This window comes from Staphylococcus sp. LKG4-2 (genome assembly GCF_050955665.1).
Taxonomy (GTDB): Bacteria; Bacillota; Bacilli; order Staphylococcales; family Staphylococcaceae; genus Staphylococcus; species Staphylococcus saprophyticus.
This window is the reverse complement of record NZ_CP194532.1, coordinates 1,829,147-1,841,258: the sequence shown is the minus strand read 5'-3', so window position 1 is coordinate 1,841,258 and position 12,112 is coordinate 1,829,147. Positions and strand designations below refer to the sequence as shown.

The 12,112-nt window shown below is 33.7% G+C and carries 11 protein-coding genes and 1 pseudogene; 11 read left to right on the top strand and 1 reads right to left on the bottom strand.

The annotated features are described in order from the left end of the window. The 7 genes and pseudogenes from rsmB to ACM6UH_RS09005 all read left to right on the top strand — a co-directional run bounded on the left by rsmB (nt 1) and on the right by ACM6UH_RS09005 (nt 7,649). On the top strand, nt 1–1,305 hold the full coding sequence (gene rsmB, locus ACM6UH_RS09035; RefSeq protein ID WP_225310433.1) for a 16S rRNA (cytosine(967)-C(5))-methyltransferase RsmB: 1,305 nt from the start codon (nt 1–3) through the stop codon (nt 1,303–1,305). A gap of 3 nt (nt 1,306–1,308) precedes the next feature. Then, nucleotides 1,309–2,402, top strand: a pseudogene (rlmN, locus tag ACM6UH_RS09030) (23S rRNA (adenine(2503)-C(2))-methyltransferase RlmN). A 4-nt stretch (nt 2,403–2,406) separates the two neighbouring features. Continuing rightward, nucleotides 2,407–3,150: a Stp1/IreP family PP2C-type Ser/Thr phosphatase gene (locus tag ACM6UH_RS09025; RefSeq protein ID WP_048787288.1), complete on the top strand. Its 744-nt coding sequence runs from the start codon at nt 2,407–2,409 to the stop codon at nt 3,148–3,150. After that, on the top strand, nt 3,147–5,201 hold the full coding sequence (gene pknB, locus ACM6UH_RS09020; protein WP_048787287.1) for a Stk1 family PASTA domain-containing Ser/Thr kinase: 2,055 nt from the start codon (nt 3,147–3,149) through the stop codon (nt 5,199–5,201). Before ACM6UH_RS09025 ends, pknB begins: the two co-directional genes overlap by 4 nt. 286 nt (nt 5,202–5,487) lie before the next feature. Further along, nucleotides 5,488–6,363 (top strand): ribosome small subunit-dependent GTPase A, encoded by an 876-nt coding sequence (gene rsgA, locus ACM6UH_RS09015; protein ID WP_048787286.1) that lies wholly within the window; start codon nt 5,488–5,490, stop codon nt 6,361–6,363. Continuing rightward, the gene (gene rpe / locus ACM6UH_RS09010) at nt 6,364–7,008 is read left to right on the top strand and encodes a ribulose-phosphate 3-epimerase (RefSeq protein WP_011303294.1); all 645 of its coding nucleotides are present in this window, start codon (nt 6,364–6,366) and stop codon (nt 7,006–7,008) included. Between the two features lie 5 nt (nt 7,009–7,013). Then, nucleotides 7,014–7,649, top strand: a complete 636-nt coding sequence (locus ACM6UH_RS09005; RefSeq protein WP_037538558.1) for a thiamine diphosphokinase — start codon at nt 7,014–7,016, stop codon at nt 7,647–7,649. A 98-nt stretch (nt 7,650–7,747) separates the two neighbouring features. On the opposite strand, the gene rpmB is transcribed toward ACM6UH_RS09005, so the two are convergent. After that, nucleotides 7,748–7,936: a 50S ribosomal protein L28 gene (rpmB, locus tag ACM6UH_RS09000; protein ID WP_002483503.1), complete on the bottom strand. Its 189-nt coding sequence runs from the start codon at nt 7,934–7,936 to the stop codon at nt 7,748–7,750. Nucleotides 7,937–8,186: 250 nt separating this feature from the next. Between rpmB and ACM6UH_RS08995 the strand changes: the two genes are divergently transcribed. The 4 genes from ACM6UH_RS08995 to sdaAA all read left to right on the top strand — a co-directional run bounded on the left by ACM6UH_RS08995 (nt 8,187) and on the right by sdaAA (nt 12,112). Continuing rightward, nucleotides 8,187–8,558, top strand: a complete 372-nt coding sequence (locus tag ACM6UH_RS08995) for an Asp23/Gls24 family envelope stress response protein (protein WP_002483502.1) — start codon at nt 8,187–8,189, stop codon at nt 8,556–8,558. 14 nt (nt 8,559–8,572) lie between these two features. Beyond that, nucleotides 8,573–10,231, top strand: coding sequence for a fatty acid kinase catalytic subunit FakA (fakA, locus tag ACM6UH_RS08990; protein ID WP_048787285.1), 1,659 nt, complete (start codon nt 8,573–8,575; stop codon nt 10,229–10,231). 333 nt (nt 10,232–10,564) lie between these two features. Then, nucleotides 10,565–11,230, top strand: coding sequence for an L-serine ammonia-lyase, iron-sulfur-dependent subunit beta (sdaAB, locus tag ACM6UH_RS08985; protein ID WP_011303291.1), 666 nt, complete (start codon nt 10,565–10,567; stop codon nt 11,228–11,230). A gap of 12 nt (nt 11,231–11,242) precedes the next feature. Then, complete coding sequence (gene sdaAA / locus ACM6UH_RS08980; protein ID WP_002483499.1) at nt 11,243–12,112, top strand: L-serine ammonia-lyase, iron-sulfur-dependent, subunit alpha; 870 nt, start codon at nt 11,243–11,245, stop codon at nt 12,110–12,112.

Sequence of the window (12,112 nt, the reverse complement as noted above, 5' to 3'; positions counted from 1 at the left end):
ATAGAAACAAATGTGCGAGCGTTAGCATTTGAAACCATTCAAGATATTATAAATGATAAAGCCTATAGTAACATCATCATTAATGATGTGTTATCAAATAATGAATTAAATAGAGCAGATAAAGGATTATATACAGAATTAGTATATGGCACGTTAAAAAGAAAATATACTTTAGATTATTTGCTGAAACCTTTTGTTCAAACAAAGTTAAAAGGTTGGGTCAGACAGTTACTTTGGATGAGTATTTATCAATATGTCTATTTAGATAAAATACCTGAACACGCGATTATTAATGAAGCCGTTGAAATTGCTAAATATAAAGGCGGTCCGCATAATGGTAATGTTGTGAACGGTATACTAAGAAATATTATGCGCAGTGACTTACCAGATTTTACTGAAATTACAGATGACAAAAAACGTATCGCGATTGAATACAGTTTACCCAAATGGTTGGTTGATCACTGGACAACGCATTTTGGTATTGAAAAAACAGAAACAATTGCGCAATCATTTTTAGATAAAGTAACTACAACCGTACGTGTTAACTTAACTCGTATTTCAGTAGACGATGCTATTAGAAGACTCACTGATGATTATATTGTAGAACAAGATAGAGAAATCGAAACTTGTCTACATATTAGTGGTAAGCCAATTATTGAATCTCGTATGTTTAAAGATGGACTGATATCTATTCAAGATAAGAGTTCAATGTTTATTGGTGAATTAATGGCATTAAAAGAAGGTGACCAAGTTTTAGATGCTTGTAGTGCACCTGGTGGAAAAGCTTGTCATATTGCTGAAATATTAAATGGTACTGGACATGTTGATGCGACGGACATTCATGAACATAAAATAGATTTAATAGATTTTAATATAAGAAAATTACGTTTATCTAACATTTCTGCATTTGAACACGATGCAACTGAAAAATATGATAAAGTGTATGATAAGATTTTAGTAGATGCGCCATGTAGTGGTTTAGGTGTTTTAAGACATAAACCAGAAATAAAATATGAACAATCGCAACATGCAATTGAATCTTTGGTTGAAATTCAATTGGAAATCTTAAATAATGTGAAATATAATGTGAAACCTGGTGGTACAATGATTTATTCAACTTGTACGATTGAGCAAATGGAAAATGAAAATGTTGTATATACATTTTTAAAAGAAAATAAAGATTTTGAATTCGATCAATTTGAACATCCAATAACTGGAGAAAAAGTAAAAACGATGCAAATTTTACCTCAAGATTTTAACTCTGATGGCTTTTTCATAACTAGGATAAGAAGAAAGGAAAATTAAAATATGATAACTGCAGAAAAGAAGAAAAAAATAAGTTTCTTCCCAATTTTGAAAAGCAATCAATTTATTCATTAAGATACGATGAGATGCAAGATTGGTTGGTACAAAATGGTCAGCAAAAATTCAGAGCGAAACAAATTTTTGAGTGGCTTTACGAAAAACGCGTCGATGACATTGATGATATGACAAATTTATCTAAAGAATTAAGAGAAGTACTTAAAGATAATTTTACAATGACAACCATGACAACAGTTGTAAAACAAGAAAGTAAAGACGGTACAATTAAGTTTTTATTTGAATTACAAGATGGTTATACAATTGAAACGGTCCTTATGAGACATGAATACGGGAATTCTGTTTGTGTAACCACACAGGTTGGTTGCCGTATTGGTTGTACGTTTTGCGCTTCTACATTAGGCGGTTTAAAACGTAACTTAGAAGCTGGAGAAATTGTTTCTCAAGTATTAACAGTTCAAAAAGCTTTAGATGAAACAGAAGAGCGTGTATCACAAATCGTTATCATGGGTATTGGAGAACCATTTGAAAACTATGATGAAATGATGGATTTCTTAAAAATTGTTAATGATGATAATGGACTAAATATTGGAGCGCGTCATATTACAGTGTCAACTTCAGGAATTATTCCAAGAATATACGATTTCGCTGATGAAGATATTCAAATTAATTTTGCGGTTAGCTTACACGGTGCAAATGATGAAATTCGATCACGTTTGATGCCGATAAATAGAGCATATAATGTAGAAAAATTAATGGAAGCTATTCATTATTATCAAGAAAAAACAAATAGACGTATTACTTTTGAGTATGGTTTATTTGGTGGCGTCAACGACCAAATTGAACATGCTAGGGAATTAGCGCATTTAATTCAAAAATTGAATTGTCATGTTAACTTAATACCAGTGAATCACGTACCAGAAAGAAATTATGTGAAGACACCTAAAGAAGATATCTTTAAATTTGAAAAAGAATTGAAGCGTTTAGGGATAAATGCAACAATTAGACGTGAACAAGGTGCTGATATTGACGCTGCTTGTGGTCAATTAAGAGCTAAGGAACGAAAAGTAGAAACGAGGTAGGGACATGCTAAAAGCACAATTTTTTACTGACACGGGTCGATACCGTGATAAAAATGAAGATGCAGGTGGCGTATTTTATAATCGTACAGAGCAACAGCTATTAGTGCTTTGTGATGGTATGGGTGGTCACCTAGCAGGAGAAGTTGCGAGCCAATTTGTCACTGATGAGCTTCAACGTCGTTTTGAAGTGGAAAATCTTATCGAAGCTGATCAAGCTGAAAATTGGTTGAGAACAACTTTAAAAGTTATTAATCGTGAGTTATATGAAATGTCAGTAGAAAACCCAGAATATAAGGGCATGGGTACAACTTGTGTCTGTGCTTTAGTATTTGATAACTATATTGTAGTAGCAAATATTGGTGATTCACGAGCTTATTTAGTGAATAGTAGAGAGATTGAACAAATTACGAATGATCATTCGTTTGTTAATCATCTCATGATGATTGGGCAAATTACTGCTGAACAAGCATTTAATCATCCTCAACGAAATATCATTACCAAAGTGATGGGGACTGATAAGTTAGTGACGCCAGATATATTTGTGAAAAAAACGAATTTCTATGATTATTTAATGTTAAATTCTGATGGTTTAACCGATTTTGTACGTAACCATCAAATTCAAGAAACATTGGTACAAGCGAAAGAATTAGAGACACACGGTCAAGACTTAATAGAACTTGCACTATCTGAAGATACGAATGACAATGTGAGTATTGTATTGGCTGAGATTGAAGGTGATAAAGTATGATAGGCAAAATAATAAGTGAGCGCTACGAGGTCATTAAAAAACTCGGTGGTGGCGGAATGAGTACTGTCTATCTTGCCGAAGACACAATTCTCAATCGTAAAGTAGCGATCAAAACAATTAGGATTCCTGCTGGTGAGAAAGAAGAAACTATTAAACGTTTCGAAAGAGAAGTACATAATTTAACACAACTATCACATAAAAATATAGTGAACGTGTTTGATGTTACGGAAGATGATGATAATTTCTATTTAGTAATGGAATATATAGAAGGACCGACATTATCTGAATACATTCAAAAAAACCAACCTTTGGATACCACAACAGCACTCAACTTTACCAATCAAATTATTAATGGAATTAAACATGCTCATGATACTAAAATCGTACACCGTGATATTAAACCACAAAATATTTTAATAGATAAGCACCAGACTTTGAAGATTTTAGATTTTGGTATTGCGAAAGCTCTAAGCGAAACAACAATGACACAAACGAACCATGTATTAGGTACAGTTCAATATTTATCACCCGAACAAGCACGTGGTGAATCGACAGATAATGGTACCGATATTTATTCAATTGGTGTTGTATTATATGAAATGCTTATTGGTAAACCACCGTTTTCTGGAGAAACAGCAGTAAGTATTGCAATTAAGCATATCCAAGATCCTATGCCTAATATTACTGATGAACGCTCGGATGTACCTCAAGCACTAAGTAATGTTGTACTGAAAGCAACGGAAAAAGATAAGACGGTGCGTTACCAATCAGTAAGAGATATGCAAAGTGATTTAGAAAATGTATTGTCTGAAAATCGTGAGAATGAAGCGAGGTATCAATCCGTTGAGGAGAATACCAAGACAATTCCTATAAATAAATCAGATATTGTCAACCAGACGAGAGATGAAGATAAAGGAAAAAACATAAAAGAAACAATGCAGATTCCTATCGTCAATCAACAACAATTTCAATCAAGTGAAGAACATATTTATGAGGTACCACAAAAAAAGCGTACAAAGAAAAAGAAGTTTTTCTATACACTTATAATCGTCTTATTGCTGTTTGGTTTATTTGGATTCATGGCAATGGGTATGTTTGGAAATAAATATTTAGAAACACCAGATTTATCAGGTAAGACAGAAAAAGAAGCAGAACATATTTTAAAAGAAAATAAATTACAAATGGGTAATATATCGCGTGAATATAGTGATAAATATCCAGAGAATAAAATTATAAAAACGACGCCTGAGAAAGGGGGTCGTTTAGAACAACAAAGTAAAGTTGACATTGTTCTATCTAAAGGACCTGAATTGACGGAAATGCCAAATTTATTTGGTATGACAAAATCCGAAGCTTTAGATAAATTAAAAGATTTAGGCATCAAAGATTCAAAAGTGAAACAAGCGTACACGAAACAAAATATCGCTAAAGGTTTAATTGAATCACAAAATGTGAATCCTGGAGATAAAGTGAAAGTGAATGATAGTAATATAGAGCTTACTGAATCTTTAGGGACAAAACAAGTTTACGTTGATGACTATGAGAATAAAGCTTTTAAAACGGCAAAATCAGAGTTAGAGGCAAAAGGATTCAAGGTAGTTGTCACTCAGGAAACTGAGGACAAGAAAGTTAAAAAAGATAATGTTATCAGCCAATCACCAAAAGATGAAGAAATAGACGAAGGTTCAACAATTGAATTCACCGTTTCAAAAGGCGCTCCAAAATCTGATGATGATAAAGAAGATGAGGAAAAAGACGCTGACGATAAAGATAAAGATGACAAAGAATCTAAAGATGATGAACCAGCGACTAAAGATTATACAGAAACTTATGAAGTTCAATATACTGGTAAAGATGACGACAGCCAAGAAGTAAAAGTGTTTGTAAGAGACAAAGATGGCGAAGGGACATCACCTTCACAAATATTTAAAATAAAAGACAATAAAACCATTAAAATACCGATGACAATAGAAAAAGGTAAAACGGCTGGTTATACCGTTCGTGTAGATGGTAAAGTTGTTGCTGATAAAGATATACCTTATGATTTTTAGCGACACTTAGCGAGCGAAGAGAGCATAGTGTCGCTTATGCAAGAGCGAAAGCTCTAGCGAACCACAAATAGAAGATATAAAATGAGCACCAATTTAGTCGAATTTGGATTAAATTGGTGCTTTTAATTTATTATCTCAATTTCATTCATAGAATAATTAAGTGGAAAAGTATCGTTATCGATATTTACAACTGAAAATTTAGCCGAAATCGTTTCAAATCATATTTAAATCAAAAATGCTTTGCTATAATATAAATGGTAAAAGTATTTAAAAGAGGGGTGCCTAAGTGAAAACAGGACGCATCATAAAATCAATCAGTGGTGTTTACCGAGTTGATGTAGACGGTGAAATGTATGATACAAAACCACGTGGCCTTTTTAGAAAAAATAAATTTTCACCTATTGTAGGTGATGTCGTTGATTTTGAAGTAGAAAATGTAACGGAAGGTTATATACATCATGTACATGAACGAAAAAATGAAATAAAGCGACCGCCTGTTAGTAATGTCGACCATCTCATTATTGTAATGAGTGCTGTAGAACCAGATTTTTCTACACAGTTACTAGATAGGTTTTTAGTAATTGCGCATTCTTATCATATGCGTCCGCGTATTCTTGTAACTAAAAAAGATTTGACATCTTTGGAAAAACAACACGATATTGAAAAATTGCTAGAAGTTTATGAGAATATGAGCTATAAAACACAATTCATAAGTATTAATGAAGATATTGAACAAGTCTTTTCAAGTTGGGGTGATGGTTTAGCTGTGTTGAGTGGTCAATCAGGTGTTGGTAAATCAACGTTATTGAATAAATATTTTCCTAATATAGAGATTGAAACACAACACATTTCTAAAGCGTTAAATCGTGGTCGTCATACAACACGTCATGTTGAATTGTTTGAGAGAGCTAAAGGCTTTATAGCAGATACGCCAGGCTTTAGTGCTGTGGATTATGATCATATACAAAAAGATGAAATCAAAAATTATTTCATGGAAATACATGAATATGGTGCGACATGTAAGTTCAGAGATTGTAACCATATTAATGAACCGAAATGTAATGTTAAAGCTGAATTGGAAAATGGCAATATTGCCCAGTTTAGATACGATCATTATTTACAGCTATTTAAAGAAATTTCAAATAGAAAGGAAAGATATTAAGTGGCAAAATTATATCCATCATTATTATCAGCAGATTTTTTGAATTTACAACAAGAGTTAACTGCTTTAGAAAAGGCAGGCGTTGATGGGGTACATTTTGACGTCATGGATGGACAATTTGTACCTAACATTTCAATCGGACTACCTATATTGGATTCAGTACGTAAAGGTACAGATTTACCTATTGATGTGCATCTTATGATAGAAGAACCTGAAAAATATGTTGAATTATTTGCTGAGCATGGCGCTGATATGATTTCAGTACATGTTGAAGCAACACCCCATATTCACAGAGTGATTGAACAAATTAAGAATAAAAATGTAAAAGCTGGTGTGGTGATTAATCCTGGGACGCCAGTTGATTCAATTCGTCCGGTATTAAAAATGGTAGATTATGTATTGGTTATGACAGTAAACCCTGGTTTTGGTGGTCAAACATTTATAAATGATTGCGTAGAAAAACTGGATCAATTATCTGAAATCAAAAAAGCGCAAGGCTTAAACTTTGATATTGAAGTAGATGGTGGTATTAACAATAACACTGTTGAAACTGTAGTTAACCATGGTGCGACAATGTTAGTTGCAGGGTCATACTTTTTTAAACACGATGATTATCAAACGGTAACTAACACATTGAAAGGTTGACATAGATGAAAGCCAATTTATTATGTGGCAATAGAAATTTGCCCAAGCATATTTTAGTGGAACATAAACATGAACATTGGATTGGTATAGATAGAGGCACCTTGATCTTGCTAGAATCTGGGATTACACCTCAATTTGCAGTCGGTGATTTCGATTCTATTTCTGATTCAGAGAGGAACTTTATACAACAACAGATAGAGATAAATCCTTATAATTCTGAAAAAGATGACACAGATTTAGCTTTAGGTATTGATCAAGCAGTAAAGCGTGGCTATCGAAATATTGATGTTTATGGTGCGACGGGCGGTAGACTAGATCATTTCATGGGCGCCTTACAAATACTGGAAAAACCGGAATATACAAAAATGAATATCAACATTAAATTAATAGATGATACAAATGAAATTCAATTTATACAAAAAGGTCAGTTTAATGTGACGTATAGTGAACAATTTCCATATATTTCATTTATACCAGTCATCTATCCAACTGTAATTTCATTGAAAGGCTTTAAATATAACTTACAAAATGAAACACTGAAACTTGGTTCAACGCTTACTATTTCAAATGAATTAAGTCAATCTTGTGGGAATATAGAAATAATTGAAGGCAGTGTATTGATGATTCGAAGTAAAGATTAAATGAGGATTTTTAAATATACGCTGATATCTAAAAGAAAATGAAATAAAAAAAGACCAATCCTCCACATAAGGATTAGTCTTTTCGTGCATTATATTTATTAAACTCTAGTTACTTTACCAGATTTTAAAGCACGTGCAGAAACCCAAACTTTTTTAGGTTTTCCGTCTACAAGAATTCTAACTTTTTGAAGGTTAGCATTCCATCTTCTTTTAGAAGAATTTAAAGCGTGAGAACGATTGTTTCCAGTTGAAGCTTTACGACCTGTTACGAAACATTGTTTGCCCATGAAAGTACCTCCTTTAATAAATATAAATACACGTATCTACTACATACTCGAATAATGTACCACAAATAAGTATAGATAGCAATAAAACGAGAAAAATTTTTCGTTTACATGAGTAATACTTTTGTTAATATTAAATTATGGTATAATTGTAAACTGTGGATAAATATAGTATTTTTTTAATAAGATAATCAAAACGCATTGTTTATTATTGACGATTATGATATAACCATAAACTTAGGAGGCCCATTTTATGACATTAGAAATCACAAATGATTACGGTAGTATAGACATTTCAAACGAAGTAATATCTTCAGTTGTGGGTAGTAAAGCAGTAGAATGTTATGGAATTGTAGGCATGGCTTCTAGACAACAAGTTAGAGATGGCATTGCAGAAATACTCGGACATGAAAATTATGCTAAAGGTATCATTGTACGAGAAGATAATGGCGTTGTTGACGTAGATATGTACATTATTGTAAGCTTTGGAACAAAAATATCTGAAGTAGCTAGCAATGTACAATCAACAGTAAAATATACATTAGAACAAACATTAAAAATAAAAGTAAATTCAATCAATATATTTGTACAAGGTGTGCGCATTAATAATGGCACGAAAAACTAGGAGGACATTACGCAATGGTAAGCAAAATAGATGGTAAATTATTTGCCGAGATGATTATACAAGGGGCGCAAAATTTATCAAATCATGCAGACTTAGTTGATTCATTGAACGTTTATCCAGTACCAGATGGAGATACTGGGACGAATATGAATTTGACGATGACATCAGGGAGAGAAGCAGTCGAAAACAATTTATCTCAACAAATTGGTGAACTAGGTAAGACATTTTCTAAAGGTTTATTGATGGGTGCTAGAGGGAACTCTGGTGTGATTTTGTCACAATTATTTAGAGGGTTTAGTAAAAGTTTAGAAACATATGAAACAATTAATGCTAAACAATTTGCTGAAAGTTTTAAAGCAGGTGTAGATACAGCGTATAAAGCAATCATGAAACCAGTTGAGGGAACGATTTTAACAGTAGCAAGAGATGCAGCTGATGCAGCTATACAAAAGGCAGAAGAAACCGACGATTGTATTGAATTAATGGCTTACATTCTCGAAGAAGCAGAAGTCTCACTTGAAAACACACCGAATTTATTACCAGTATTAAAAGAAGTCGGTGTTGTAGATAGTGGAGGTAAAGGCTTAGCTATTGTTTACGCTGGATTTTTAAAAGCATTAAAAGGTGAAACGGTATCTGCACAGTCACCAAAATTAAATAAAGAGTCTTTAGTTAATGAAGAACATGATTTTCATGGCGTAATTAATACGGAAGATATCGTTTATGGCTATTGTACTGAAATGATGGTTCGTTTTGGAAAAAATAAAAAAACCTTTGATGAGCAGAATTTTAGAGAAGACATGAGCCAGTTTGGGGATTCTTTATTAGTTATCAACGATGAGGAAATTGTTAAAGTGCATGTGCATACAGAAAAACCAGGTGACGTATTTAACTATGGTCAACAGTATGGTGAATTAATTAAGTTAAAAGTCGAAAATATGCGTGAACAACATCGTGAAGTTGTGAAAAAAGAACATGACGGTGGCAAAGCAATATCTACAGAAGAAACGCAAGCAGTCGACACTGCAGTCATTGCAATCTCCATGGGTGAAGGTATTTCAGAGATTTTCAAGTCAATGGGTGCGACACACATGATTAGTGGTGGACAAACAATGAATCCATCAACAGAAGATATTGTCAAGATTATTGAACAATCACAATGTAAACGTGCAATCATTTTACCTAATAATAAAAACATTCTAATGGCTAGTGAACAAGCTGCTGAAATTGTAGAAGCTGATACTATAGTCATTCCGACCAAATCAATACCACAAGGCATTGCTGCGTTATTTAATTACGATGAAACTGATTCACTCGAATCTAATAAATCAAGAATGGTGGAATCTTTAGAAGCAGTACGTTCTGGTTCAGTGACATACGCTGTGAGAGATACTAAAATTGATGGTGTTGAAATTAAAAAAGACGCATTTATGGGCTTGATTGAGGATAAAATTGTAACAAGTCATGCTGATCAATTTGAAACGGTTAAGGGATTAATGGCAGAAATGATTAATGAAGATAGTGAAATCATTACGATGATCGTTGGTATGGATGCTGATAAAACAGTTACTTCAGACATTGAAGATTGGATGGAAGCAACATATCCAGACGTTGAATTAGAACAACATGATGGTCAACAACCTGTTTATCAATATTTGTTTTCTGTAGAATAATATAAATCACAGCATTAGAATCTTAAAAGAGTATCATTTATACAATAGTATATGACTTCAAAAGGAAAAACATCGACTATATCAGTCATGTTACAGATGGGAGTGAGAAAATCAGATTTTAAAATTTGATTAATTCTTACTTCCATATTTTTTTGAAATAATGACATTTTTTAAATGGTTTTAAGGTTGTCAGCAATTTAATTTTGCATTTAATAAGAACAATACAACCAGTTTTGGTTTATAATGTTTATTGAACTTGTTATAATAAACAAGATGTTTAAGAATGAAAGCGCAACACTTTAGAAACATTAAAAATAAGAGTGGGGTATAATTATGAAATATAAAACAGTCTTCGATATAATTGGTCCTACAATGGTAGGCCCTTCGTCTTCTCATACTGCAGGCGCAGTGAGAATAGGTTTAGTAGCTAGAGACTTATTTAATCAATTACCGAAACAAGCTGATATATATCTTTATGGTTCATTTATGGAAACATATAAAGGACATGGCACTGATGTTGCTTTAGTCGGTGGCTTGTTAGGCTACGATACTGATGATGATCGTATACAAACAAGTTTGGAAACTGCTGAGGAAGCTGGGATGAAAGTCAACTTTATTGAAATGGCAGAAGAAAGATCACATCCGAACACGGCTATTATTAATATGCGTGATGGAGACAAAGAAATATCCGTTGAGGGTGTTTCAATTGGTGGCGGAAAAATTGAAGTAGTAGCAATCAATGGATTCAATATCGCGATTAGTGGTAATTACCCGGCATTACTTGTATTCCATAAAGATACGTTTGGTACTATTGGTCGTGTAGCCAATATACTGGGAGACTCAAGTATTAATGTAGGTAGTATGCAAGTATCTAGGAAAGAAAAAGGCGATCAAGCATTAATGACTTGTGAATTAGATGATGCAGTGAATGATGAAACAATAGAGAAAATTAAAAACGTCGATGGTGTAGTGACGGTTTCACTCATGGGAGACGCCTAATGGAGGTATTGCATGTTTAAAAGTGTGAAAGAATTAGTAGAAATGTGTGAAGAGCAAAATAAAAAAATCCATGAAATTATGCTTGAACAAGAAATGGAAGTTACAGGACTATCTGAAGCAGATGTTTATGCACATATGGACAAAAACTTACAAACGATGGAGAATGCTTTAGACGAAGGTTTAGCAGGGGTTACATCTACAACAGGGCTCACTGGTGGAGATGCTGTACTAATTAAAGAATATTTGAAAACGGGGAAATCACTCGCAGGACCAACTTTGTTAGACGCAGTTAGTAAAGCTGTTGCGACAAATGAAGTCAATGCAGCTATGGGGAAAATTTGTGCAACACCTACAGCAGGTTCTGCAGGTGTTGTACCAGGCGTGTTATTTGGTCTTAAACCGCGTTTAGAACCATCAAGAAAAGATATGTTAAATTTCTTATTAACTTCAGGTGCATTTGGTTTTGTTGTTGCCAATAATGCATCTATTTCAGGTGCTGCTGGTGGTTGTCAAGCAGAAGTCGGTTCAGCTGCGGCGATGGCAGCTGGAGCAACTGTAGAACTTGCAGGTGGAACGCCGCAACAGTCAGCTGAAGCTTTTGCAATTTGTTTGAAAAATATGCTAGGTTTAGTATGTGATCCAGTAGCTGGTTTAGTAGAAGTACCTTGTGTTAAGAGAAATGCTGCAGGTGCATCAAACGCAATCGTATCTGCGGACATGGCTTTGGCAGGTGTGACTTCAAGAATTCCTACAGATGAAGTGATTGAAGCAATGTATAAAATCGGTCAAACGATGCCATCCGCTCTACGTGAAACAGGTCGTGGAGGTTTAGCAGGTACACCTACGGGTCAGCGCCTAAAACAAGAAATATTTGGTGATTAA

Excerpts from the sequence above, each read along its gene's own strand:
- sdaAB (WP_011303291.1), top strand. The coding sequence starts at position 10,565 with ATGAAATATAAAACAGTCTTCGATATAATTGGTCCTACAATGGTAGGC.
- pknB (WP_048787287.1), top strand. The coding sequence starts at position 3,147 with ATGATAGGCAAAATAATAAGTGAGCGCTACGAGGTCATTAAAAAACTC.
- rpmB (WP_002483503.1), bottom strand. The coding sequence starts at position 7,936 with ATGGGCAAACAATGTTTCGTAACAGGTCGTAAAGCTTCAACTGGAAAC.
- fakA (WP_048787285.1), top strand. The coding sequence starts at position 8,573 with ATGGTAAGCAAAATAGATGGTAAATTATTTGCCGAGATGATTATACAA.
- ACM6UH_RS09025 (WP_048787288.1), top strand. The coding sequence starts at position 2,407 with ATGCTAAAAGCACAATTTTTTACTGACACGGGTCGATACCGTGATAAA.
- ACM6UH_RS09005 (WP_037538558.1), top strand. The coding sequence starts at position 7,014 with ATGAAAGCCAATTTATTATGTGGCAATAGAAATTTGCCCAAGCATATT.
- ACM6UH_RS08995 (WP_002483502.1), top strand. The coding sequence starts at position 8,187 with ATGACATTAGAAATCACAAATGATTACGGTAGTATAGACATTTCAAAC.
- sdaAA (WP_002483499.1), top strand. The coding sequence starts at position 11,243 with ATGTTTAAAAGTGTGAAAGAATTAGTAGAAATGTGTGAAGAGCAAAAT.